Raw genomic sequence first — 25,332 nt, 5'->3', positions numbered from 1 at the left:
TGGCTGATAGTTGATAGCTAAGATTTCCGCCCAACTCGCCGACAATCTGTACTAAGAATTCCGAATGCCGCGCGAGCTTCTTGTACGTGACGTCTGGAGTCTGTTTGATGCGTCTTTGACGGTCGGCAGCGAAGGGCTGGACCGCTTTCTGTCGACCACCCTCGAACGGTGTGCCGCCTGGTTTCAGGCGTCTGGAGCCTCTCTTTTCCTCAGGGATGACCTTACCAATACCTACGAAGTCGCCGTAAAGGCCGGTACGGACATGCGCGTTCCCGACGGTGCTCGGCTTATGCCGGGGGTTGGGATTGCGGGAACTTGTATCGTGCGAGGCGAGCCGATGCTTATCGGAGATCCCGACGCCCATCCGGCGCTTGCTTTCAAAGTTCGACGAAAGCGAGCCGACATCGCCAGCTCGCTCGTTCTGCCGCTCATTGCCCCCGAAACGGGTTGCATTGGTGTGCTGAACCTTTCGCGCAAGTGCGGGGAGGAGCCCTTTGTCCAGGAGGATTTGCGCCACGCCGAATCGGTGGCCCATTACGTTGCCTTAGCCGTCGGCAATGCCAAGCTTATCAACCGTCTCAATGAGGCGCTAGGGGAGTCGACGGCGTTGCACGAAAAACTGGAAGCGGTGGTTTCTTGCCTCGGCGTCGGTGTCATCGTCGTAAATGCGCAGGGCCGCATCGAAGAGGTGAACCCCGAAGCCCGCAGTTTGATAGGATGGTCGCCCGACGATGGAATGGAGTGGGAAGGCTATATTGCCAACGCCTCAAAAGCGCTCGCAGGCCCCCTTCAGGAATCCTTTGAAGCCGCTCTCGAAGGCCGTCGCGCGCCTCGCCGAGCTTATGACCCAGACACTCAGCGTGCTTGGTCCATCATCGCGACCCCGATGCCTTCTGGCGGCGCGGCTGTCTCGATCGAAGACGTCAGCGAGTATGACCAGACGCTCAAGGAGCTCGACCGTGTTCGGCGTCTTGCCGAGATCGGTCAGATGACCGCCGCAATTGCTCACGAGATACGGAACCCGCTCGCCAGCATCCGCGGATCGGCGCAAATGGTGCGACAGTCGGAGGAGCATGTAAAGGAGTTTGCAAACATCATCGAAGAGGAAGCGATGAAGCTGAATTCATTGTGTGATGACTTCCTCGATTTTGCCCGCCCTCTTGAGCTCAGAGAGTCCAGAATCCGACTGAATGAGCTTGCTAGCCAACTGATTGATCAACATCAAAAAGAATTTGATGACGCAAACGTACGATTGAGCCTGGAAATCTCGGCGCAAGAGCCGAAAATATGGGGTGACCCGTTCCGGCTTGAACAGGCGGTCCGCAACTTATTGTTGAATGCGCTCCAGGCATGTGAGCCAGGCGGAACAGTGGAATTGACGGTAGGGAACGGTTGGCTAAGCGTTGAAGACGACGGTTGTGGAATGACGGAAGAACAACAGTCGAAACTTTTCACACCGTTCTTTACGACGAAGCCAAAGGGAACAGGATTGGGCTTAAGCAATGTGAGAAAAGTGATCGATGCACACGGCGGCAGCATCGAAGTGAAGTCCACAGAAGGAAGCGGAACAAGGTTTACCATCCAGCTAAAACCTAGGGGAGATCGTTGAACGAACGCATTGGGATCTTAATAGTTGACGACGAGCCGCATATTCGGCGAATCCTGCAAGTAGCCTTTGAGAAAGAGGGCTACTCGGTTTGGATTGCTGAAGATGCTCATAAGGCGATGGGCGCGGTGAAGGAACACAGCCCCCACGTCGTGCTTACCGATGTCACCATGCCCGGCAAGACCGGCTATGAACTGCTTCGTGAGATTAAAGATTTTGCTCCCGATATCCAAGTCGTCATCATGACGGCCTACGGAACGATCCCTGCTGCCGTGCAATCCATCCGCGAGGGTGCGTTTGAGTACGTCACCAAGCCTTTCGACATCGAATCCCTCAAACGTGTCGTTGCCAGCGCACTCGAAGAAGCGGCTACTCCCATGTCTGCGCCAACCGCGACAAAGCGTCTGCCGAAAAAGAAGGGCAAAACCTTTATCGCCGAATCTCCTGCGATGCTGGAGATTCTGGAGACGATTGAGCAGGTCGCCGATTCCCGCGCCACAGTTCTCATTACCGGAGAAAGCGGCACTGGAAAAGAGGTGATCGCTCGTGCCCTGCATGATTTGAGCGTGCGAAAAGACCATGCCTTTGTTGCCGTTTCGTGTGCGGCTCTGCCCGAAACACTGCTTGAAAGCGAGCTGTTCGGCTATGAAAAGGGTGCGTTTACGGGCGCCAATGGATCGAAAGCAGGACGCTTTGAACTTGCGGATAACGGAACTTTGTTTATGGACGAGATCGGAGAGATTCCGCTCGCCACTCAAGTCAAACTTCTTCGCGTCTTGCAGGAACGGGAGTTCGAACGCCTGGGTGGATCAAAGCCAACTCGAGTCGACGTTCGACTGCTTGCAGCCACAAACCGCGAACTGATGGAGGCAGTGGATCAGGGCGTCTTCCGGCTTGACCTTTACTACCGACTGCAAGTCGTTGAGATTTTCATCCCACCCTTGCGCGAGCGCGAGCAGGATATCCTGCCCCTCGCTCGGCACTTCTTGGAAAAATTCTGCGCCGAGAACGAACGTACGAAGCTGGATGTGAGCATTGAGGCCGAGCGTGTTTTGACGGATTATCGCTGGCCTGGAAACGTGCGCGAGCTGGAGAATATGATGGAACGCGTGGTCGTCTTGGCCCCTCGTGAGGCCGAAGAGATTAGCCTAAAGATGCTCCCGCCTACGCTTAAAAAGGCCGCATAAACATCTGTGAGTCCTAGGGATTAAGAAATCTTAACTGGGCAAGTCGCCTTATAGCTTATGGTTGGGAAAAACCCAGCCAGTACACTCACATTTCATTGGGTTCAATGTTGAACTCCGACCATAGCGGACCTATACTCGGTCCGGCCGTGGCACGGGTAGACGTGTCGCCTTGAAAGGAGGCCAGACATGAGTATCAGAACCCAGGCACGCCCTACAGTGGGCTATCCCCTGATTACAAGAGCATCCTCTTTCATCAAGAAAGCTGTTCAGTCTTTGCAAGGAAGCAAGATTGAACGGAAGGTATCTGACGAGGGTTTCTTCCAGCAGTACGAAAGAATGTTTGCAGAAGTGGTTCGACTCACGATTCCGAAAGACTATTAAGTCTTTTGGAATGCAGACCTCCGTCGAGAAATCCTCGGCGGGGGTTATTTTGTGAAAGCAAACGGCTGTGTATAAACTCCTTCTTCGGTGATGATGCCGGAAACGATCTCTCCGGGCGTGACATCAAACCCTGGATTGTAAACCGGACAGCCTTCCGGCGCAACGGCAACACCTTCGATATGCGTCAACTCTGAAGCGTCGCGCTCTTCGATCGGGATGCCACCGCCGTCCTCTAACTCAAGGTCGAACGTCGACGACGGCGCCGCGATATAGAACGGAATGGCGTGGTGGTTTGCACAGACCGCAAGCATATAGGTGCCGATCTTGTTTGCGGTGTCGCCGTTCCGCGCAATGCGGTCGGCCCCCGCAATGACCAAATCCACTTTGCCCGCGCGCATCAGGGAAGCGGCAGCGCCGTCAGCGATGCTCTCAAAGGGAATGCCTTCCTGCACCAGTTCGTAGGCGGTCAGCCGCAGGCCCTGCTGTCGGGGGCGCGTCTCACACGAATAGACGAAGATGCCCTTGCCGTCGGCGTGGGCGGTGCGGATGACCCCAAGCGCGGTTCCGTGTCCTGCCGTTGCAAGCCCACCTGTGTTGCAAATGGTGAGGATGCGGGCATTGTTCGGTATCAGTTCGGCCCCATTGCGCCCAATCTTCAGGTTCATCTCCAGGTCTTCACGCTCGATGGATTGTGCCTCGGCAAGCACGCTGTCAAAGGAGTGGTTGGGCAGGGAGGCGATTCGGTCGAGCGCCCAAAAGAGATTCACCGCTGTTGGGCGGGAGCTTGCTAAACCCGCACGAGCTTCTTCAAAGTCCGCGCCTTGAGCCACAGCCAGCGCCATGCCATATGCGGCAGCAACGCCGATCGCAGGAGCGCCACGCACAGCCATGTCCTTAATCGCGTCGTGTACCTCCTGCCAAGTTGTCAGTTCTATCCAAACAGTCGTTTGGGGCAAGAGCCGCTGGTCGAGCATCAAAAGCTTGCCGGAATCCCAGCGCATCGGTACGACGGACATGGGGGATAGAATACTTTGTCGTGAGTCGTGAGTCGTGAGTCGTGAGTTGCAGAGAGCGATCATTGAAATCCCACGTCGAAGTAAACTTCACCTCATCTCATGCAAGTTCTCATCTTCGAAGACAACCTTATCTGGAGCGGACGCTTTACACACTCTTTGAAGGGCCTTGGACACGATCCGGTTGTTGCATCAGCCGTTCCTGAAACCACCGAAGCAAAAGTCGCCATCGTCAATCTCGGTTCCACAACTCTGTGCCCGTCCGAAATCGTCCCTCTTCTTCGCGAAAAGGGAATTTACGTGATCGGTCATGCGGGGCACAAGGAGAAAGAGCTTCATGCCCTTGGCGCGGAGATTGGCTGCGACCGCTTGGCGACCAACAGCGAGATCACTTTTAAGATCGAGACCCTGATTTCGACAGCATTTTCAAAATAACTCTCTACAGATTGGAACGTTTTCGTTTCATTTGCGTCTATATAAGTGGCTTCGTCAAGAGTAGAAGCCATTCTCTACAATCATTGAACTTATATTGGGAGCGGGATTCCGCTCCCATTTTTGCGTTTGGACCCTCCATATCTCCGAACCCACGCCCGCCCTCAAACCAAGTAGAATCTAAGGGACACCGAAGGCGGGATTCAACGATGAACAAGGTATACGGCAGCGCCACTGAAGCGCTCGATGGTTTGCTTTTTGATGGAATGACGATCATGGCAGGGGGATTTGGCCTGTGCGGAATTCCCGAGAATCTGATTCTCGCGTTGCGTGAATCGGGTGTGAAAGACATCACCGTCATCAGCAACAACTGCGGAGTGGACGATTTTGGCCTTGGCATCCTCCTGCAAACCCGCCAGATCAAGAAGATGCTTTCGAGCTATGTGGGTGAGAACGCCGAGTTTGAGCGGCAATTCCTCAGCGGGGAACTCGAGCTTGAATTCAATCCTCAGGGCACTCTTGCCGAGCGCATTCGCGCTGGAGGCGCAGGAATCCCCGCCTTCTACACCAAGACCGGCTATGGCACCATGATCGCCGAAGGCAAGGAAACCCGCCAGTTCAACGGTGAATGGTATGTGATGGAATCGGGGTTGGTTGCCGACCTGAGCATCGTCAAAGCTTGGAAAGCCGACACCACCGGAAATCTGCTCTATCGGAAGACTGCGCGAAACTTCAACCCGATGATGGCGACCGCGGGCAAAGTCACGATCGCCGAAGTAGAAGAGATCGTGGAGCCGGGAGAGTTGGGGGCTGACGACATTCATACGCCTGGTATTTTCGTTCAGCGGCTGTTAAAGGGTCCTGTCTACGAAAAGCGGATCGAGCGCGAGACGACCCGACCCCGTGAGTAGCCTTAGCCTGAACTCGGCTGTACCTTCGTGACGCGATAAGCTCCATCGGCGCTGACTGCAATCTTGGGCGGGCGCTTGGTAGCTTCAAAAGCATCGTAACCCTTTTGAAGCTGTGCCCATAGTTTGCTTAATGCCGGATCGGACACCGAGTGCTCGGCGAGTATTTTCGCATTGGCACGTGTCATTCGCATGGGATAGATATGGACTGGAATTCTTGCCTGTCCAGCTTTGCGAGCGCCATAGGCGATCAGATAGATCTCCTGGATTTTGTCATCGGTCATCGCCAGGCAACCAATACTCTTTTGATCTCCGTGGATGAAGATGTCGCCACCGGGCTTCTCCTTGTCAGAGAGCTTTTGGTCAGAGCCGTTTGGATAGTTCAGGCCGAGGGACAGTAAAAACCGGCTTTGAGGATTGAAGCGTTCGATGTGATAGAAGCCTTCAGGCACCTGCCTGTCCCCTTGCTTTCGCTTCGGTCCAAGCTCTCCCGACTGTGCGGCGATCTTGTAACTTGTGAGGAGCTTCATGGCAGCCCCTTTCTTGGGCGCGGCCCAAATCTCTAACTCGCTCTCTCCCTTGAATGCTCGAATAAGAATCTCAGGAGCAGGATAGGGGATGCCGATCTTGCGGCTCATCTCTGTAAGCTTCTTTTCTTTCGCCCTACGCGCTTCGGCAACTCGTGGAGGATCGGATGCTTGCATGGTTGAGCCATCTCCTCGGGAATTCAGGATAAGGGAAGCGATACAGAGTGCGGACCCAGTGAGCAACAGAACGAGGGTTTTACTACGCATGACATCCAATTCATCACGGTCGGGCTAAGGCTGAATACGCTATCCTTATGAGTAACGTTACGATCAACGAGGACGATTCAAAATGCCCCTGACTCGCGAGCAATTGGCACAAAGAGCGGCGAAAGAGCTGCACGACGGATTCTATGTGAACCTGGGAATCGGTATCCCCACTCTCGTGGCAAACTACATTCCCGACGGCATGGATGTGGTGTTCCAGTCGGAGAATGGGATGCTGGGTATGGGGCCGTTCCCTTATGAGGGGGAAGCCGATCCCGACCTGATCAATGCAGGCAAACAGACCATTACGGAACTTCCCGGCTCGGTTTACTTTTCCTCATCCGACTCTTTTGGAATGATCCGCGGCGGACACATCGACCTAACGATTCTTGGAGCGATGGAGGTGAGCGGCAGCGGCGACCTCGCGAACTGGATGATCCCTGGAAAGATGGTGAAGGGAATGGGCGGGGCGATGGACCTCGTCGCTGGCGTACGACGTGTGGTCGTCGTGATGGAGCATACAAACAAAGCCGGCGAGAGTAAGGTGCTTAAGGAGTGCAAACTCCCGCTCACAGGCAAAGAATGCGTCGACCTCATCATCACCGATCTTTGTGTCTTTGAGGTTGCCCGAGGAAAGGGCTTAACTTTGGTGGAGCTTGCGCCGGATGTCACGGTAGACGAGGTCAAAGCCAAAACCGAAGCGGACTTCAACGTCAGCCCGAACCTCGCCACCGTCGCCGTTTAGGAGGGTCAGGCCACGTTTGCCGTCCCGACAGAGCGGGATTGGGCGGGCGGTTGCTTCGACGTAGCCTTTCGCGAAGGGGTCTTCGCTGGCGACCGTTGCTCGACTTCCTCTAATGCGGCTTGCTCTAGTGCCATCGCCTGGCGCATCTCTTTGATCGTCGCGCACAAACCGTCGTAGAACGCGCGGGCGTGCTCGGCGGGAATGAGCACGGTGCTTCGGGTCCACGTATTCCCCTCGGGTACGAGCTGACTGATCGTGAAATACACCTCGCCGAAGCCCGACTTCTTCAAATCGAAGAAGTAACTTCGCTTTCCGGCTTGGACATATTGTGAGCTGAGCTTCACAGACTTGGTCGTAGTAACAGTAGACATGTCACTACTATATCCGGCATTTGTCCGCGTTGCAAGAGGTAAGCAGAAAAATGTCTACATTTTCTTTGGGAACGTTGACAAGTGGTTGGCAGGTAGTCGGCAAGTGGCGGGCATTGTTGTCTCTTGTGCGAGCAGGCGCGTCCTGCTTGGTACGTGACACGTATAGCCACCTCCTGCTGACAACCCACCAACTACTTGCCAACCGTTTCCAGAGCCAACGATTCCTCTCTTCCCAAGGTTCTCGCAGCCATCACAAACGAAGCTGAGCCTTCCGCCTTTAATTTCTCACAGGCCCCAAAGGCCGCCTCTGAAGACTCAACCTCCCCGAAAACCGCCGACCCCGAGCCCGTCATCATCGCCCCCGACGCTCCCAAAACCTGTAGACGCTCGCTGAGGTCCAGCGATCCGCACGGGGCGACTCGCTCAAAGTCGTTGTAAAGCTCGTCGCCTTCGGGAAACTCTCGCCACGGACGCACCTTTGCATCAAGCTGTTCATAGGCCTCTTTGGTTGAGCACCCTTCAAAGGGTCGTGCAATCACGATCCAAGTCGTTGGCTTGTCCGGCAAGGGTGTCAGTATCTCCCCATAGCCCTCCGCTTGCGCACGACCTCCAACCAGAAAGAACGGAACATCGGCTCCAACCGCAAAAGCGATGTCCTTCAGCAACGAATCCCCGATTGGATTTCCAAGCAACTCCTGGATACCTCGCAATAGCCCGGCTGCATCAGAGCTCCCCCCACCCAAGCCGCTCTCGGAGGGTATCCGCTTGGTCAGATGGATATGGAGTGGAGGCACATTGACGTACTCACGAACAAGGCTCAAGACCTTGGTCATTGTGTTCGATTCGGGCAGTTCTGACCAGTCCGATTCGATGCGTGTCGTCCCGTCAGTTGAAGGAGCAAGCAGCAACTCATCAAAGAGGGATACGGCCTGAAAGATTGTCCGGATCGGATGGTAGCCGATGGAATCCTTCGGCCCTACGGCGAGAAACGTGTTGATTTTGGCTGGGCAGAGGACCCGCAACGTCAAAGCGTTTGCTCCTCCTGATCAGAAACCGGCGGTTGGGGCGGAGGAGCCGCTTGCAATTTGGCAGCAATATCTGGCGGCAAGGGCGGAGGGGACATATTTCCGTCCGGGTGTGAATCGATGGGGCGGTGAGGGGGCGGGGCATCCAACTCCTCAATCTGCTCGGCAATGTCCGCGGGCAGGTGGGGTGGCGGCATTACAGAGATTGTTTTTGGGAACGGGGTCAACTCCAGCTCTTCGAGGGCACGGTCGATCGAATCAAGCTGCATCTTCGTTTCGGTGATTGCTTCCAGGAAGTCCTGACTCGACATCTCGGGAGCTTTGCCCACCAAGCGATACCCGATCATCTTCATACGCAAAGAATCGACCGTGGTCATGAAAACAGCCGCCTGAGCCTCCGTTCGCTCTACCCCTCCCATCACCCCCGCGTAATGGGCTCGGTATTCGGCAACATTCTTGTCGGCAATGCGATAAAGCTCCTTGGCCTGAGCGTCCAGCGCTGCGGGAGCCCACGATGTTGGGCGGCTATAAAACCCCTTCTCGGTCTTTCGAATCTCATCGCAGATCATGTCGGCCCGGCGCAGGGCCATGTAAAGGGATTGGGAGATGCGATAGATCGTGCGGGGCATCTCTTGAAGGTCGGCGACGCGCTCCTTACGGAGCTTTTTCAGCACTTCCTCAAACAGCTTCAACCGTTCCTGACATCCGTTCCATAGGATTTCATAGCGCTTGTCGATAAACCGGCGGCCCAGACTGGCGTTGTAGGAAGCGAGCCCGTGTCCTATGAAGATGGCAAAGATTCCCGCAAGCTGAAATTGAAGGGCAAAATCGGTCGCTAAACCGACAAAGAACCATGCCGCAGGCAGCAACAGAATGCTTAGAAAGATGCGCGCCGGAGACAAGAGTTCCCGCACAAACAGCTTTCGATCTTGTCTCTGGATGTCATCCATCAATACTCCTACGCCGTAGGCGGGCGCGGAGATGCGCCTAAAACTTGCTCAAAGCAGTAAGCAAGCTGGAACACTCTCTCATCTTCTAACGCGGGGCCGATGATCTGAATTCCCACGGGCAGACCTTCAGTAAGGCCACAGTTCAAAGAGATCGCCGGAAAACCGCCCATGTTTGCCGGGATGGTGCAGTAATCGAGAATCTTGAGCGCCATGGGGTCGTCGTTCATCGAACCGATCTTGAAGGCGGGTGACGGACTCGTCGGCGTGACGATGCCATCGAACCTGGCAAACTCACGATTGAACCCAGCAGTCATCATGCTGCGTACCTGCTGCGCCCTTGTGTAATAAGCATCGTAATAGCCCGCTGAGAGCGTGTAGGTGCCGATGAGGATACGCGTCTTGACCTCATGCCCAAAGCCCATGGCTCGCGTTTTTTCTGCGGTCCCCACATGCCCCACACCTTCATGCCTCGGACCGTAACGAACGCCGTCAAACCGCGCCAGGTTACTGCTGGCTTCGGCGGGGGCGATGATGTAGTAGGTGGTCACTCCCAGACGGATTTCCGGAATGCTGATCTCTTCAAACTCCGCCCCTTCCGCCTTCAGCGCGTCGATAGCTTTGTGCACACTCTCAAGCACTCCGGCGTCGATGGAAGGATCGAACATCTCTTTGGGCAGACCAAACCGTTTCCCTTTGAGGGAGCCGTCTTTAAGACCTTCTGTGCTGATGGGGGCATGGGGCAGGGATGTGCTGTCGTGATGGTCGTGCCCGCTGATCACGCTGCTGAGTAGGGCGGCGTCTTCCACCGATCGAGCGAATGGTCCGATCTGGTCGAGGCTGGAGCCAAAAGCGATAAGGCCGTACCGGGAGACGCGGCCATAAGTCGGCTTAAATCCAACCACTCCGCACAGTCCCGCGGGCTGACGTATCGACCCACCCGTATCAGAGCCGAGCGACAGCGGAGCCAAATCCCCAGCCACAGCCGCCGCCGAACCACCGGAGCTTCCCCCCGGTGAGCATTCAAGATTCCAAGGGTTGTGGGTGAACTGATAGGCGCTGGTCTCGGTGGAGCTGCCCATCGCAAACTCGTCGAGATTTGTCTTGCCGAGCATCACCATGCCAGCCTGCTCGACCTTTTCGACAACGGTCGCATTGTAAGGGGGGATGTAGCCTTCAAGAATTTTGGATGCGGCGGTGGTGGGGATGTCCAACGTGGACATGTTGTCCTTGATCGCGATGGGGACACCGGTAAGCGGTCCGCCTTCGCCCTTGGCGAGAGCCTCATCGGCCTTCGCAGCTTGGGCCATCGCTTTCTCTTCGGCAACGTGTAAGAAAGCGCCGATCTTGCCATCGTGCGCACGAATGGCTTCAAGGTGGGCTTGGGCGACTTCGACCGCCGAAACCTCTCTGGCGCGAAGTTTGGCAGCCAGTTCGGATGCAGTCAGTCGGGTGAGCAAAGCTTATTAGTCCTCAATGATCGTGGGAACGACGAAGAGGCCCGCTTTTGAAAGCGGCGCGTTGCGAAGAACGGCTTCGCGGGCAAGACCCTCGATGGGGAAGTCGTCAGCCCAAACCGAATGCAGCGCAACGGCGTGAGATTGGGGCTCGATTCCCGTGACGTCGATAGCTTGGATATCGGCAAAATGTCCGAGGAGGGCGTTCAACTCACCTTGAAGCGCAAGAACTTCCGAGTCATCCAGTTCAAGGCGGGCGAGACGAGCGACGTGCCGCACCTCATCCAACGAAATCGACATGAGTGCATTTTAGCATAGGGACAGCTTGCCGATGCAGATTCTTCGCAGGACTTTTTTGCGGGGGTTGGGGGTTGTCCTCTCGATGTTGCAGCGATGCTTGGCGGCTGTTCAGCGTGAGTCTGGGCAAGCTTCCGACCGATATCGAACATCCAGTTCCACCTGGCCTGTATAGTCCGTTTATGTCCCCCTCCCCCTCGACGGGGGAGGGACGGGGTGGGGGTGGCCCGTCTACTCGGGGATATAGCCCTTGTATGGTTGTCAATAGCTCAGGACTTTGGCTTAAGGATGCACCGTAACACGAGTCCTACGCATCCTGAGGCATCAAGATAATTCTAACAATCATATACTACTGTAACTATTTTGAACTATGGATGCAGTAATCAATCCTCCGAAAATAATCAACGCCGCAATACCCCAATGATCAAACCTTTTGGCAAAGATTTTCAGCACCACCTCAAGGCATACGATGATGGCAATGTTTAGGGCAAGCAAGTTCACCGAAAATCGATTGAAACCACAAAAGAGAAAACTAACTGATAAAGTAGACACAAACAAGCATGAAGTTACAAGCTCTATCCTTGACCTCTGGCATCTGCTTAATAGCCAAAATAGCAATCCAATGGTTGACAGTATTGCTGCACCACCAAAAGCAACGAGTTCTAACTTGAGCATATAGGTCAGTAAGGCAGACACCGCAAGCGACATGCTGCAAATTGCGCGTTGGAATAACTTTGATGCCTCAGGGTGCGAACTTCTCATCCTCGCTCCAGTCCCGGCCTGCAGCCCTGAGGCTAAGACCGCCGAATCCACGCCCTCAGTATACGATAGACAAGCCAATCAAAGATTTCAGAAAGCAGCCACGCTGTGTGTCCTGAGGCGTCAAACTGCGTGTCTGAGTGCGCGTTTTGAGGCATCAAAGCCATATGTATCCGTTATCAACTTTACCGAACCATATATGAACCGTCGGGTGACCTTACCAATGTCAACTCGTGATACAGATCAGGCTTTGCCGGAAACGGCGTAATGACGCCAAACCAGCACTGCTGAACCTCTGAGTAATAGACATGCAGCTCAAATTGTTCAACTTGTGGATGTGTTTCAATCATCCATTGGCAAGATGCGGCTGTAGCCAAGCAGTCGTCAGTGCTTGCAAACATGGAATCGCACACGGATGGATCCACAATAGTTACAATGGCTTTACCCTCGCTTTGCTTTTCGACCTCCGCCATCGGTGTCGCTGGATAGGCCCCATGGCGGTCAATGATGTTCGATAACTGTCGACACAATTTCATTTTCGTAGGATCAGACTTGTCAATAATGATCGGTGAATCAAAGATAGTTGTCTTTGAAAGTTTTAGAAACCCATCAGTAATATAACTGTGTGTTCGTATCTTCTGTGTTTGGGAGTGCGAATAATGATTTAACACTACGCTAGTGGTAATGATTACTGTTGTCATTGCAAGTAAGATTAGGATATGAGGTAGTCTCATTTTTGATGCGTCAAGGTGCGTACTCCGCCCTCCTTCTCCTGTCCCTGTCCGCAGCCCTGAGGCTGAGACTGCCGACTCCTAATTCACCCTCTCAGTATACGACGGACACGCCCGGTCAGAGATATTAGAAGGTAGCCGCGCTGCGTTTCTTGCAGTTGGCAGGCCCTGTTCTTAGCCTCAAGACTGTATGCCTGCATGGGTGGACTGAGGAGGTAAGTGCGTCCTGAGGCATCCAAGTGTCGTCATCATCTCGCCTTGGATCAGGGTGGTATTCCTTCCGGCAAGGTCATAGACCATGGTCATGGGAGCCTTGGCCTGATGCTGTTTCCCTAGGATGTTCCCAACTTCATCATGGACGAATGCGTCGCCCACGCATTCGCAATCTGCTGCCCAATCAGGCGATCCCCCAATCGTACACATAGGTGGTGAGATCAAGGTCCTTCTTGGCCGAGGTCTTCACTACTATTTTTCGCAGCTATCAGCGCTCGATAGTAGTGTATGATTATCACATGAACTATACTTACTATCATTATTATGAATAAACTATACAAAAGTCCAGCTGTGAATTTTGATCTCAAACTGATTTCAGTCAGGAATGCTGCAATAACACTAGTAATAAAATATAATAGAGGGAATGCAAGCAGCAAGGACGCTTCAGCTTTCCTTGATCGGCGGTATTTGCCCTCCATGTTGATGGATTTAGGATAGAGAATTGCATGGCCAAGGATAATAAAGGCTGTAACAAAGAGGAGTACACCACGAACATTGTTAGGCGTGCCCATGCTTGGGAGCAAAAATCCTAGCCCAATCGCCAGTAGCAACAGAACGCCGCGAAATGCCCTCATTTTGATGCCTCAGGGTGCGCACTTCTCATCCTCTCTCCGGCTACGGCCTGCAGCCCTGAGGCATCAAAAGTTGCGGCACCACACATCATTTGTTTTGAAGCAACTCCGGTAACACGGAAAAAGCTATCTAACTGAAGCGCAAAAAAAAGTCCATCGTAACATGAATATAGTATCTTGGATTGCGGATCTATTGCGACTTCGCTACTTACTTTTCTTTCTATATGCAGGGGTTTTTTACGTAGCCGTAAAACTTCCTTTGCTGTCTCTTCTTTACTATCTACAAGCAAGATGATGTAGCTCACTTCATCATCTTTCTCAATTAAGTCATCTGTTAGATAAAGTCGATAGCTACCTTCGCTGTCTCTTCGAACTTCAGGTACTTTTGATTGACCTATAGTTCGATCTTTGGTAACCCACACTGACAAGTTGTCGGTGATGCGCGAACAGCACTTGTAACGATTTTGAAACGCATAGCCTTGCCGCTCAATAAGCTTAACGCATTTTCTCTCAGGCTCACTGTATTCATTGGGTGTCAAAGCCGTCGCCATTTCAAAGTAATTTGCGACGGTGATGCGAGACAGATCGCTTTTGATAACCATGTAACCTGATGTGCTAATGTACTCTTCGCTGACAAAAGGACTCAAATTCTTAACAATTCCTATAGAAGTTCGACTATTACTTTTTTCAGAATGTGCCACATCTTGGGTAACCAAGACACCACTGAGCGAAGTTGAATATGATACGGAAGTGACTCTTGCGTCCACAACGGGAAGCTTAAATGCGTCAGATTGCAGGTAAATTAGAGAAATAATGCTAACAATTAGCACGTAGCACCTCCTTAAACAGGTCGAAGATCATCGCATATTTAACCAGATGTTTGATGCCTCAGGACGCGCATAGCTTAACGCGCATCCTGTCTCATCCTACAGTCCTGAGGCTAAGAACTCCCCCTCACAGTATACGACGGACTCCCCCAATCTCAGCTTGAAAAGTCGGCAAGCCACCGCCCACCAAACAGCCGCAACATCAAATGCCCGCACGGAGCGCCCTGCCGCAAGCGTCTGGAAATATATGGCCGCAAGACTCTATATGATCGCAGGCTTGGCGGCTGGCGTGGGAATCCTTGCCTTTGGATGCGGCGGTTCGGGAGGATCGGGCGGCACCGGATCCGTGGAGGGAACGGTCTACACCAGCAGCACAGGCCAAAAGTTTCGCCTTGAAACCATCGCCACCGGACTGAATACGATCTGGGACATCCAGCCGATGCCCGACGGGCGCATCTTCATCACCGAGCGCGCCGGAAGGCTGAGGGTGTGGCAGAGCGGACAGCTGAACACGGGCAGCTACGGCGCCTTCCCCGGCATTGCGACAGGCGGGCAGAAGGGGCTTTTCGACATTCAGCCGCACCCAAACTATGCCTCCAACAAATTCCAGTACGTCGCCTACTCAGCTTCCAAAAGCGGCAAATTCGTCACCCGGGTCGCCCGCTTTACCGACACTGGATCGGGCTTGTCGAACTACACCGTCATTTACGACGCCGACACCGACGGGCACGACAAACACTACGGCGGGCGGCTTGCCTTTGGCTCCGACGGCAAGCTTTATCTCACTCTGGGCGAGCGCGGCGAACTGACCCCAGCCCAAGACCTTGACCGCGTCGAGGGAAAATTCCTGCGCCTGAATGACGACGGAAGCATCCCTGGCGACAACCCGTTTGTGGGCGTGGGCGGGGCCAAGCCAGAGATTTTCAGCTATGGGCATCGCAACCCGCAGTCGCTGGCCTTCCACCCCATTACCGGAAAGATCTACTCCGCCGAGCACGGCCCCAGCGGCAACGACGCTCCTGGGGGAGGCGACGAAATCAACATGGTCGAAGCGGGGAAGAACTACGGCTGGCCCGTGATCCACCACGACCAGACCCAGGCCGGGATGGAATCGCCCATGATCCAGTTCACGCCGGCGACGGCCCCCGGAGGGTGTGCGTTCTACTCGGGCAACCGCTACGCCACCTGGCAAAACCACCTCTTTGTGTGCAATCTGGCAGGGCAGTCGCTCCAGCGGTTTTCGGTGAATGGAAGCCAGGTGGTGGAGTTTGAGACGCTGCTGCTTGGGAAGGTTGGGCGGCTAAGGGGGATCGGGATCGACAAGGACGGCTACCTGCTGATCGGAACGTCGGAGAGAGGGGATGGGGATAGGGTTTATCGGATCGTGCCTGTGCCCTAACTTGAGTCCGGTGTTTTAGAGAGTAATGCGATGCCGGATGTCTTTCTCGAACATCCAAAAGCAAAGGCCCCCCGATCTCTCGGAGGGCTCATTGATCTCAGCGTTGGGCATCAAGCGGCGAGCTTCGTGTCGTGCTCTGCTTGGGGATGAGCAGGAGTCGACTTCTCGATCTTGAACTGTGCAACAAGGCCCTGAAGACTTTTGGCCATTGAACTGAGGTGGGCGAGAGAGGAATTGATCTCCTCAAGGCCCGCGCTCTGCTCTTCTGTTGCAGCTGAAACATCTTGCGCCGAGGCAGAGACTTGCTGAGCGGTCGCGCTAAGCTCCTCTGCGGTCGCGGCAGATTCTTCACTCACGGACGCGGCGGCGCTGATCGCTTCTGCGGCATCGCGAGAATCCGAAACCATCGATTCGATGTGTTCCAGGTTCGCACGTCCATGCTCGCCGACGGACTCGGCGGCGGTCGTAATCTTCTTGAGCGACAAGCCAGCGCTTGCGCTCAACTCGGAGCCCTGCTTCACTTCATCGCTGCAGATCTCCATCGAACTGACGGCGCTATGAACACCGGTCTTGACGGCGTCGATAAGCTCTGAGATTTCGTGGGTTGCGGACGCAGCTCGCTCGGCAAGCTTGCGCACCTCTTCCGCGACGACGGCAAAGCCTTTGCCCTGGTCGCCGGCTCTTGCCGCTTCGATGGCAGCGTTGAGCGCGAGAAGATTTGTTTGTTGAGCGATCTCTTCAATCGTCACCACAATGGAGCCGATCTGCTCACCCTTTTGCCCAAGTTCAGCAACTGTATCGGACGAGACTTCAACCTGATGTCGGATACGGTCCATGCTCTTGACGGTCATCTCGACGGCTTTGTTGCCCTCTTGCACTGCGGCAAGAGCATCCTCGACCGCGCCCTGCTGCTTCTTTGCCCCCGATGCAACTTCGCCCGCGCCGTTTTGGAGCTTCTCCATTGAAACAGCTGCGTTTGTGGCGATGTTGGCGAGGTGCTCACTGCCTTGAGCGATCTGTGAACTGCCCTGGGCGGCGTTGTCTGATGCCGTCGCGACTTGCTGAATCGACATGGCGATGTTGTTTGCCGCCAAGGTGGCTTGCTCAGAGGATGCCGCTGCACCGGTACAACCCTCCGTAACGTTTTGCGCAGCACCGGAGACTTCGCGCACCATTGTTCGCAGGTTTTCGCTCATCTCCTTGAAGGCTACGCCGAGAGTATCTTTCTCCGACTTAGGATGAATCTGCTGGGTGAGGTCGCCCGAAGCAATCGCTTTGGCGGCATCGGCCATCTCTTGTTGGTAGGCGATAAGGTCTCGGAATGAGCGAGCCATCTGCCCAATCTCTTCTTTGGTGTCAATGTCAATGGTTTCGCTTGTGTCGCCAACAGCGCACTTGCCCATAACGTCGACCACCTTGGCGATGGGCTTGGAGAGGCTTCTGGCTGTAACCAAGGCGATGCCCACACCTGCAAGGAGGCAGCTTAGCAAACTGAAGATGACGATGCTTCGATTGCGGTCATACGTTTTGGCTGCTTCCATTGCCGAATTGACCGACTCGTCCGAGTTCATCTTGACGATGCTCTCAACGGCATCGTTGGCCTCTTCCCAATGATCGCGAGCCTTAGCCGAGTTGAGTGCGTTCGCTTCTGTGATTTTGCCCTGCTTGATGAGGGCTTTCACGCCTTCGATCTCTTTCTCATACCCTGCCCAGGCCTCTTTGAACTTTGCGAAAGCTGCCTTCTCTTGGCTGCTCGATTTCTGCTTTTCGTAGGTTGATGCGATTTGGTTGACCTCTTCTTCGGTAGAGGTTAGTTTCTTATTGATGTCGTTGATCCCTTTTTCACCAGTAGTGGTCATAGCCTGGAAAATTCTGGATCTGTGTCGAGCAACTTGGTAGCTTAGGTCTTTCGCCGTTTCGATTCCAGGAAGGACATCCTGGGTGATCAACGCGTAGTCCTGTTTCATCGAAAGCAGAGCCCGAATGGAGTTAAAACCAAGTACAGACGTAATGGTGACGACGATTGCAAACCCAAGCAAAAGCTTTTGTGAAATACGCAAGTTTCTAAATAGTTTCAAGTGGTTCTCCCGACGGCATAGGAACATGCCAAAGTGCGACTCCCCGATGACGCAAAAACAATTATTGAAACGTGAGATTCCGATCATCAGGAGGTCCTGACTTCGGAATTTGCGTATTCTTAAGCAATATATTTTAATCAGGCGCCGATTTTTGTAAATGTTTAGAGGAGCGCCTCGATCAGAACCCAGGCAGCCACTGCGCCTCGGCCTCAAACATCTTCAGCGTCATCTCTTTAATCTCTGCTGGGCAGAGGCATGCCGCCGTCAGCGGGTCCAGCATCAGTGCCTGAACGGCAAGCTCCTTCGACTTGTGGATGCACGCATCCACGCCGATATCGAAGAACCGCATATTCCAGTCGCAGATCGCTGCCATTTGTTTGGGCAAGCGTCCAAACCGCGTCGGCTGAATGCCGTTGTGGTTGACCAGACAAGCCACCTCTACACAGCCATCTTGAGGAAGGTTCTCGATGCAACCGTCGTTCGCCACGTTGCCGTGGACCATGATCGGCACGTTCTTCTCGATCGACTCGATGATCCATGCACCGTATTCATACGACCGCTCCAGCTTGATCTCCGTTTCACCGCTGATCTGCTTCAATCGTGACTCGTCTTGGCCCTTGCGCCATGTCGGCCAGTTGTTGGCGTAAAAGCTCTCTTCACCTCGATAGCCAGTGTCGGTGTACTTGTCCATCAGGTCTTTGCGCTTGCGATAGTAGGGAAGGTATTCGCTCAGGTGCCCGCTAGATTCGGTGATGAACGCGCCAAAGTGAAGCATCATGTCCGAGCGCACCGGCTCGTTCTTCGCGAACTCGCTTTCGCGGTCGCGGGCCATCTCCATCAGCTTGGGATAAAGCGATGCCCCGTCCGGACCGTTGAACTCCGTGAACCACGCCAGATGGTTGATACCCGCGCACTTCCACTGCACCTGCTCATACTCCACATCCGCATAGCGTGCCAGCATCCGCGACGTTCCTTGAACGCTGTGGCAGAGCCCGACCGTGTGGATGTTGCTGGTCCGCGCCGCCGCAAGACACATCGTGTTCATCGGGTTGGTGTAGTTCAGCAAGACGGCTTTGGGGGCCAGCTTCTCGACGTCCTTGAGAATTTCGATATAAACAGGAATCGTTCGTAAACTTTTAAATAATCCGCCAGGACCAATCGTGTCGCCGATGTTCTGACTGACGCCGTATTGAAGCGGGATGTCGTTGTCGAACCGCACACAGTCCACGCCGCTCACCTCGATCGCGTTGACGATGTAATCCGTGCCGGGAAGCAGCTCCGTCCGATCCGTGCTCGCCACAACCGACCACTTATGCGTGACCTCAAGCTTTTCCAGGGTCTTGACCATCAGCTGCCGGCTCAGTTCCAGCCGCTCACCGTCGATATCGACCAGACGCAGTTCGCCGCCTTGGTTGCCGGGAATCAGCACGACGTCCTTCAGTACGGAGGTCGTAAAGAAGCTGCCCGCGCCGATCATCATGACGTTGATCTTTCGGCGCATCTGGCCTGGCAGGCCGAGCTTTTCGTCGGGGCGAACGTGGTCGAGGTGGGAGGTTGCGGTGGACATCGCTTGAAAGGTTACCGGGCGCGGGTCGGGCAGGAAAAGGGCTGTGGAAAAGAAGATAATACTCTTCTCGCCTATCTGTCCAACCGCAATCTGAGTCGGCTTCTGAATCTCAGAGTCGCTACATGACGGTAATAAGTTCCGGCTTACCTACGCGAAAAATGCCTATCTATCCTTCTTTTCGGCAGATTTAACTTCTGATGTTTTCTCATCCCGTACGATCGCCATTGAGCCAGCCAACTCCTTTGTGACTCTATCTTTAAATTCCCTTCGTAGCGGCTCTCTAATGGGTATGTCCTTGTGTGCCGCTCCACGTTGAATACCTAGCTCACGGAGTTGCCGAGCTTTAGGTAACACGTTACCTTCAAAGCTAGCTATGACTCCATTGTACGCTTCCATGCTAGCTTCCATCCTGTCGCCAAGTGTATTTATTTTGCCAAGAATGACCCCAAGAGATTCATAAAGGGCACGTCCAGCGTCGACGATAGTTTGTGTATCTCGATTCTGTTTTTCGAGACCAAGAATGTAAGCTACAGATTTGAGGATCGGTAACAGGGAGACAGGACTTACAGTGAAAACCCGTTGCTCGAACATAGTTGCTATGAGTTGGCGATCTGACTCAATAGCTGCCATGTACATTCCTTCGTCAGGTAGAAACATTATTACAGCATCTATACCCTCCCAGTGCTTTGCATAATCTTTAATGCTAAGAGCTTTGAGAGTAGTTCGAAAGGCTCTTTGGAAGTCTAATAGACGCGCTTCACGCTGATCTTCAGGTGCATTTGCGTATTCGACGAATGGCAACAAAAGATTCTTGCTATCAATTACTAACTTCTTGCCCTGAGCCATATCCACCAATGCGTCTACAGTGCGCTGTTGGTCACCGTCCTTCACAGGTACTTGTAATTCGAAGTTCTCGCCGCGAACTAACCCGGCGGCTTCTAGAAGTGACTCAAGCTTGGTTTCAGCAAATGATCCCCGAATGACTGGCTTGTTGAGCGCATTTGCTAACTTTTCGTTGGCGCCTGCAAAATCTTTGATCTTCTCCATTAGTACAGCCTCGGCTTCGCCTCGCTTTTCATTGGTGTCCTTGACAAGCTGGTTGAGTTGATCCAAAGTCAAGCCAACAGGCTGCAGCAGTTTTTCTATCTGTTCTTTGTGGAGCTTTACATTCTGCGCCGTCGTCTCTGAGTTTTGCTCGATGACCTGCTTGGCGGCTTTCTCAAATTGTGCTGACACGTCTTTGAGCGTTTCATGTGAAAGAGCCTTAAAATGTGTTCCAAGGGTTTCACTCGCCTTATCGATGAACAGCTTCAAATTTTCAATTTGGATATCTTTGGCTTTGATCTCCTGGTCCTTTGCCAAAAGGATGTCTTGACATGCTTCTTTTTCTCTTTGGATAAGTTCTGCGCATGTCGATTTTTCACGCTCGATCGTCGTGGCGCAAGTCTCTCTTTCTGCCTGGATCTGTTGTTCAGAGTTTCTTTGTGCGCTGTCTCGTTCTGTTCGAGCGATTGAAAGCTCCTCTGTAAGTCGATTGACTTCTTCCAGAACTGTTTGTAACTTGTCGTCAATTGTTGTCCTGTCTTGCCTCACAGAGTCCAGCGTCCGATTTAACTCCTCAGCCTTGCCAACACTTTTTGCAGCCTCCGTTAGTTTGTCGTTTAGAGTGTCAATCTCTTGCTTGTGTACTTTTGCGGACTCAGTTTTCGCTTTAATGAGCCAAACAACTGTTGCACATGAGAACAGCGCGACAACTGCGAGAAGAATTGTTGTTAATGTTGTAGCGTCCAAATTACACCTTCAATTTCAAACTTCATTCGTAACGTCTGAGAGGAAAGGTGAAGAGACCAGGTCTAGCTTGCGCCTGAATCTCTACGAGATTCCCAATCATTAATATAGTACTCATCAAAGAGCGAGATTTAGCAAGATTTCATGGCGTGGCATTTTCGACCGTGTTTGAGAGAAACAGAAACTGTGCGGGCATCCCTATTCACATCCGCGCCAGAATAACGCATGGCTTCGTCGATGATCGAAAGCGTTTGGGATTCCGCCAAAGCCGCCGCGATGGACCCGGTAGAACAGCTCGTCTACGCATCCAACCTTCTCGGCTCCGACCCCCGCATCACCAACTTCGGCGGCGGCAACACCAGCGCCAAGCTCACTGCGACCGACCCCCTCACCGGCGAATCCGTTCGCGTGATGTGGGTGAAAGGCTCGGGCGGCGACCTTGGTTCGGCGAAGATGCAGAACTTCGCCTCGCTCTATCTCGACCGTGTCCTCAAGCTGGAGTACAAGCAGAAAGCCGAAGGGCTCCCCGAGGACGCCATAGTTGCGCTTTACAACCACTGCACTTTTAACCTCAATCCCACGGCTTGCAGCATCGACACTCCACTCCACGCTTTCGTCCCCGCCGACGCCGTTTCGCACATGCACAGCGACGCCGTCATCGCCATCGCCGCTTGCGAAGATTGCGAAGCGATCACCAAGGAGATTTGGGGCGACGAGATGGGCATCCTGCCGTGGAAGCGTCCCGGTTTTGATCTTGGTCTGATGCTCCGCGACCTGATCGCCTCCAACCCCAAAGCCAAGGGCGCGATCATGCAGTCGCACGGCTTTATCTGCTGGGCCGACACTTGGCAGGAGTGCTACGAACTGACCCTCCGCATGATCAACCAAGCGCAGACCTATCTAAACGAGCGCACCCGTCAACACCCCTTTGGCAACCCGGTGGTAGAGGCTCACCCCGACCCCAAAGGCGTCATGGCTGAACTCCTTCCACGACTGCGTGGACGCATCGCTTACAACGGCCAGCGGCTGATCGCCCATGTCGACGGCTCGCCCGAGGTCATGGATTTCCTTTCCCGGTCGAAAATGCCCGAACTGGCAAAGCTGGGCACAAGCTGCCCGGATCACTTTTTGCGAACGAAGATTCGCCCACTCGTTTTGACGGCAACAGATGACGACTCCCTGGATAGCGCTCTAAGTCAATTCCGGGAAGTGTACAAAGCCTACTATGAGCGGTGCAAACACTCTGATTCCCCAGCCATGCGCAACCCCAACCCGAGCGTTGTTCTGGTCCCCGGCGTGGGCATGGTGAGTTTTGGCAAGAACCCCCAAGAGGCCAAGGTCACCGGGCAGTTCTATAAAAACGCGATCGCGGTCATGCGCGGAGCCGAGGCCGTCAGCAAGTATGTGGCCCTGCCGGAGCAGGAGGCATTCAACATCGAATATTGGCTTTTGGAAGAAGCAAAGCTTAAGCGCATGCCACCGGAAAAAGAGTTTGCGCGGCAGATCGCCGTCATCACGGGTGGAGCCCAGGGCATCGGGTTTGCCACAGCAAAGCGGCTTGCCAGCGAGGGCGCGTGTGTTGTGCTGCTCGATATCAATGACGAAAAGCTGGAAGCGGCGGCGCATGACATCGACCAGACCGCTGCTAACGCTGGCTCCGTTTTGACGTGCCGTTGCGATGTGACCGACGGTAAGTCGCTAGTCGAAGCTTTTGAGAAGACGATTCGCAAGTTCGGAGGGGTAGATGTGGTTGTGGCCTGCGCCGGGAACGCCCGGCGAGGAACGATTGCCGATACCGATGACGCCAATTACGAATTCCTGAGCGATCTGCTGATGAAGGGCTACTTCTTGACCATGCGCGAAGCCGCAAGACTGATGATCAAGCAGGGCACGGGCGGGTCGTTGATCGTGGTGGGATCAAAGAATGCGGTTGCCGTGGGTCAGAACGCGGCGATCTATTCGGCGGCCAAGGCGTTCGAGCTTCACCTGATGCGAACGTCTGCTAGCGACCTTGCCAAGTATAACATTCGCTGCAACGCAGTGAACCCAGACGCGGTTCTTCAGGGCTCGGCGATTTGGCAGGGAGCTTGGCGTGAAGAGTCGGCTCGAAGTCTGGGCATCCAGCCGGACGAACTCGAAGAGCACTATCGAAAGCGCTCGATGCTGGGGGTAATTGTCAGTACCGACGACATCGCCGAGGCGATCGCATGGCTGAGCAGCGAAAAGCGCAGCAGCCGCACCACCGGGTGCGTGATACCCGTCGACGGAGGGGTCCGTGAAGCGTTCGTGCGGTAACTCGGAGGGCAACTCTTTGTCGTTGCCTGAACGGGATTTCTCACGGAGTCACAGAGAACCACAGAGGCACAGAGTTTGGGCTTTGCGTCTTTGCGCCTTTGCGAGAAACTAAAAGTACACAGTGATCGGTAATCTGTGATGCGCACGGATCGGGAGGGCAATCCTTCGCTAGTTTTAAGTTCCTCCCCCTTGATGGGGGAGGCTGTGAGCGTAGCGAACAGGGAGAGGGTGACGCATACGAAATCCTATGGTGATTCCAAAAATAAACTCTAAATCCCAAGCCGTCGCCATCGACCTTGGCGCGAGCAGCATTCGATTTGCTCATGGCTGGTTCGACGGAGAGAAGGTCGGCTTTGAGGTGGTGGAGCAGGTGCCCCACGAGCCCAAGGACCACGCCGGAAGGCTGGTCTGGGACCTCCCGCTGATCCTCTCGCTTTGCCAGAGAGCTGAAGCATACGCGCGGGCTCTTGGCCCAGAAACCACCATCGGCATCGACTCTTGGGCGGTCGATCACGGGTTTTTGGATAAGGACGGAAACCTGCTGGATGAAGTGGTCTGCTACCGCGACCCTTCGCACGTGGCTGTCTTTCACGGGTTTGGTTCGGCGGCTACCCTCCCCCTTGACGGGGGAGGGCAGGGTGGGGGTGACGAACATCACGATCCCGAAAGTGTAAAAAAAATCAAGAAAAAACTATACAAATCGACCGGCGTCCAACACCAACCCTTCAACACCATCTACCAGCTCATCGCCCGACGAGAGCAACACTCCGGTCTCATCAACCAAGCCCAAAGATGGCTTATGCTCCCCGAACTGATCGCTCATCTTCTTGGTGCAAACGCAGGCCACGAACTGACCAACGCCTCCTCCACACAACTCCTCGGCGTGGATGGCACATGGTCGAAGGAGGCTTTTGAGATCGCGGGCTGGCCTGTGCCCGCCGACCAGCCGCAACCCCCGGGCACCATCCAAGGCAAGACCCGTTTGGGCGTTCCTGTGGCACGAGTAGGCACGCACGATACGGCCTCGGCGGTTTACGGTCTGGGCCAGCTTGCCGACGATCAAGCCTTCCTCAGCGCAGGGACGTGGTCGCTGCTGGGATGCTTGCGGGACGAGGTGGACACCAGCGACGCTGCCGAAGCTGCTAACTTTACCAACGAGCGCGCCGTCGATGGTCGCATCCGATTCCTCAAGAACGTGCCGGGTTTTTTTGTCGTCAACCGCCTTCATGAAGAGCTGAAAGTCGACGCGCCCGTCTCCGTTTGGCTGAGCGAAGCGAACAAGAAGTTTGATGGCAGGATCGACCTTCTTAATGAGCGGTTCTTCAATCCTTCCTCGATGGTGGAAGCCGCGCTCGACTTCGCCATTTGCAAGCCCGAATCCAAGAAGGACTGGGCGGCTTTGGCCCTCTATTCGCTCATCGACACCACTGCCGATCAGCTTCGGCTGATGGAGAAGATCACGGGCCGAACCTTCAAATCGCTGAAGGTTGGCGGCGGCGGCGCGGCAAGCCGGGAGCTGTGCCAGGGTCTTGCCGACCGGCTCCAAATCCCCGTCATCTCCGGCCCGAAGGAGGCGACGCTTTTAGGCAATCTCGGGGCGCAGTTCTTGGCTCAAGGGGTCCTGAAGTCGTGGGATGAGGTGGCGAAGGCGCTGGAAGCGAGTACGGAATTTGTGATTAGAAATCCGAGATCTGATATCTGTCTCTCGGAAGAGAGGGCAACGATTTGTCGTTGCCGAACTCTCCGTTGAGATTTCTCACAGAGGCACTGAGAACCACAGAGGCACAGAGTTTGGGCTTTGCGTCTTTGCGCCTTGGCGAAAAATGGATTTCGGCGTCCGTTATCGGTGAATCGACTTCAGAGAACCGAGTTGCAAACTCTGA

Annotated in this window: 23 protein-coding genes; 9 read left to right on the top strand and 14 right to left on the bottom strand. The window is 54.3% G+C overall.

Going from position 1 to position 25,332, the window contains the following annotated elements; translation table 11 throughout:
• Window positions 1-64: 64 nt before the first annotated feature.
• The 3 genes from KF784_15315 to KF784_15305 all read left to right on the top strand — a co-directional run bounded on the left by KF784_15315 (window position 65) and on the right by KF784_15305 (window position 3,174).
• On the top strand, window positions 65-1,609 hold the full coding sequence (locus tag KF784_15315) for a GAF domain-containing protein (protein ID MBX3120428.1): 1,545 nt from the start codon (window positions 65-67) through the stop codon (window positions 1,607-1,609).
• On the top strand, window positions 1,606-2,793 hold the full coding sequence (locus tag KF784_15310; protein ID MBX3120427.1) for a sigma-54-dependent Fis family transcriptional regulator: 1,188 nt from the start codon (window positions 1,606-1,608) through the stop codon (window positions 2,791-2,793). The genes KF784_15315 and KF784_15310 overlap by 4 nt, the downstream gene beginning before the upstream one ends.
• A gap of 186 nt (window positions 2,794-2,979) precedes the next feature.
• Complete coding sequence (locus KF784_15305) at window positions 2,980-3,174, top strand: hypothetical protein (protein MBX3120426.1); 195 nt, start codon at window positions 2,980-2,982, stop codon at window positions 3,172-3,174.
• Between the two features lie 44 nt (window positions 3,175-3,218).
• Here KF784_15305 and mtnA read toward each other — a convergent pair whose 3' ends face one another.
• A complete protein-coding gene (mtnA, locus tag KF784_15300) occupies window positions 3,219-4,190 on the bottom strand; it encodes an S-methyl-5-thioribose-1-phosphate isomerase (GenBank protein MBX3120425.1) in 972 nt (323 codons plus the stop codon).
• Window positions 4,191-4,289: 99 nt separating this feature from the next.
• On the opposite strand from mtnA, the gene KF784_15295 reads away from it, so the two are divergent.
• Together KF784_15295 and KF784_15290 are read left to right on the top strand one after the other, a co-directional pair.
• Window positions 4,290-4,622 carry a hypothetical protein gene (locus tag KF784_15295; protein ID MBX3120424.1) on the top strand — a complete coding sequence of 111 codons (333 nt, stop codon included), beginning with the start codon at window positions 4,290-4,292 and terminating at the stop codon, window positions 4,620-4,622.
• 206 nt (window positions 4,623-4,828) lie between these two features.
• Window positions 4,829-5,530, top strand: coding sequence for a CoA transferase subunit A (locus KF784_15290; protein MBX3120423.1), 702 nt, complete (start codon window positions 4,829-4,831; stop codon window positions 5,528-5,530).
• A gap of 2 nt (window positions 5,531-5,532) precedes the next feature.
• Here KF784_15290 and KF784_15285 read toward each other — a convergent pair whose 3' ends face one another.
• Entirely contained in the window at window positions 5,533-6,231 is a 699-nt protein-coding gene (locus KF784_15285; protein ID MBX3120422.1) for a L,D-transpeptidase family protein, read from the bottom strand.
• A gap of 172 nt (window positions 6,232-6,403) precedes the next feature.
• On the opposite strand from KF784_15285, the gene KF784_15280 reads away from it, so the two are divergent.
• Window positions 6,404-7,063 carry a CoA transferase subunit B gene (locus KF784_15280; protein ID MBX3120421.1) on the top strand — a complete coding sequence of 220 codons (660 nt, stop codon included), beginning with the start codon at window positions 6,404-6,406 and terminating at the stop codon, window positions 7,061-7,063.
• A gap of 5 nt (window positions 7,064-7,068) precedes the next feature.
• Here KF784_15280 and KF784_15275 read toward each other — a convergent pair whose 3' ends face one another.
• The 9 genes from KF784_15275 to KF784_15235 form a co-directional block, all read right to left on the bottom strand.
• Window positions 7,069-7,434, bottom strand: coding sequence for a DUF3276 family protein (locus KF784_15275; protein MBX3120420.1), 366 nt, complete (start codon window positions 7,432-7,434; stop codon window positions 7,069-7,071).
• A 191-nt stretch (window positions 7,435-7,625) separates the two neighbouring features.
• On the bottom strand, window positions 7,626-8,462 hold the full coding sequence (ispE, locus tag KF784_15270) for a 4-(cytidine 5'-diphospho)-2-C-methyl-D-erythritol kinase (GenBank protein ID MBX3120419.1): 837 nt from the start codon (window positions 8,460-8,462) through the stop codon (window positions 7,626-7,628).
• A complete protein-coding gene (locus KF784_15265; GenBank protein ID MBX3120418.1) occupies window positions 8,459-9,409 on the bottom strand; it encodes a hypothetical protein in 951 nt (316 codons plus the stop codon). The genes ispE and KF784_15265 overlap by 4 nt, the downstream gene beginning before the upstream one ends.
• 8 nt (window positions 9,410-9,417) lie before the next feature.
• On the bottom strand, window positions 9,418-10,866 hold the full coding sequence (gene gatA / locus KF784_15260; protein ID MBX3120417.1) for an Asp-tRNA(Asn)/Glu-tRNA(Gln) amidotransferase subunit GatA: 1,449 nt from the start codon (window positions 10,864-10,866) through the stop codon (window positions 9,418-9,420).
• 6 nt (window positions 10,867-10,872) lie between these two features.
• The gene (gene gatC, locus KF784_15255; GenBank protein MBX3120416.1) at window positions 10,873-11,163 is read right to left on the bottom strand and encodes an Asp-tRNA(Asn)/Glu-tRNA(Gln) amidotransferase subunit GatC; all 291 of its coding nucleotides are present in this window, start codon (window positions 11,161-11,163) and stop codon (window positions 10,873-10,875) included.
• Between the two features lie 339 nt (window positions 11,164-11,502).
• Window positions 11,503-11,973: a hypothetical protein gene (locus tag KF784_15250; protein MBX3120415.1), complete on the bottom strand. Its 471-nt coding sequence runs from the start codon at window positions 11,971-11,973 to the stop codon at window positions 11,503-11,505.
• A gap of 131 nt (window positions 11,974-12,104) precedes the next feature.
• Window positions 12,105-12,620 carry a hypothetical protein gene (locus KF784_15245; protein MBX3120414.1) on the bottom strand — a complete coding sequence of 172 codons (516 nt, stop codon included), beginning with the start codon at window positions 12,618-12,620 and terminating at the stop codon, window positions 12,105-12,107.
• A gap of 464 nt (window positions 12,621-13,084) precedes the next feature.
• Window positions 13,085-13,498: a hypothetical protein gene (locus tag KF784_15240; protein MBX3120413.1), complete on the bottom strand. Its 414-nt coding sequence runs from the start codon at window positions 13,496-13,498 to the stop codon at window positions 13,085-13,087.
• Window positions 13,495-14,325, bottom strand: a complete 831-nt coding sequence (locus KF784_15235) for a hypothetical protein (GenBank protein ID MBX3120412.1) — start codon at window positions 14,323-14,325, stop codon at window positions 13,495-13,497. The genes KF784_15240 and KF784_15235 overlap by 4 nt, the downstream gene beginning before the upstream one ends.
• A 157-nt stretch (window positions 14,326-14,482) precedes the next feature.
• Between KF784_15235 and KF784_15230 the strand changes: the two genes are divergently transcribed.
• A complete protein-coding gene (locus tag KF784_15230; protein ID MBX3120411.1) occupies window positions 14,483-15,721 on the top strand; it encodes a PQQ-dependent sugar dehydrogenase in 1,239 nt (412 codons plus the stop codon).
• A 110-nt stretch (window positions 15,722-15,831) separates the two neighbouring features.
• Here the strand turns inward: KF784_15230 and KF784_15225 are convergent, their stop codons facing one another.
• From KF784_15225 to rmuC, 3 genes are all read right to left on the bottom strand, one after another.
• Complete coding sequence (locus KF784_15225) at window positions 15,832-17,799, bottom strand: MCP four helix bundle domain-containing protein (GenBank protein ID MBX3120410.1); 1,968 nt, start codon at window positions 17,797-17,799, stop codon at window positions 15,832-15,834.
• 178 nt (window positions 17,800-17,977) lie between these two features.
• The gene (locus KF784_15220; protein ID MBX3120409.1) at window positions 17,978-19,366 is read right to left on the bottom strand and encodes a hypothetical protein; all 1,389 of its coding nucleotides are present in this window, start codon (window positions 19,364-19,366) and stop codon (window positions 17,978-17,980) included.
• A 162-nt stretch (window positions 19,367-19,528) separates the two neighbouring features.
• A complete protein-coding gene (gene rmuC, locus KF784_15215; protein ID MBX3120408.1) occupies window positions 19,529-21,157 on the bottom strand; it encodes a DNA recombination protein RmuC in 1,629 nt (542 codons plus the stop codon).
• Window positions 21,158-21,379: 222 nt separating this feature from the next.
• Here rmuC and KF784_15210 point away from each other — a divergent pair, with 222 nt between their 5' ends.
• Both KF784_15210 and KF784_15205 read left to right on the top strand, forming a co-directional pair.
• Window positions 21,380-23,449: a bifunctional rhamnulose-1-phosphate aldolase/short-chain dehydrogenase gene (locus KF784_15210; GenBank protein ID MBX3120407.1), complete on the top strand. Its 2,070-nt coding sequence runs from the start codon at window positions 21,380-21,382 to the stop codon at window positions 23,447-23,449.
• Window positions 23,450-23,696: 247 nt separating this feature from the next.
• Window positions 23,697-25,199, top strand: a complete 1,503-nt coding sequence (locus KF784_15205; protein MBX3120406.1) for a hypothetical protein — start codon at window positions 23,697-23,699, stop codon at window positions 25,197-25,199.
• The last annotated feature ends 133 nt before the right edge of the window (window positions 25,200-25,332 follow it).

The sequence above is a fragment of the Fimbriimonadaceae bacterium genome, from assembly GCA_019638775.1.
GTDB lineage: Bacteria > Armatimonadota > Fimbriimonadia > Fimbriimonadales > Fimbriimonadaceae > JAHBTD01.
This window is presented reverse-complemented; position numbering and strand designations above follow the sequence as displayed.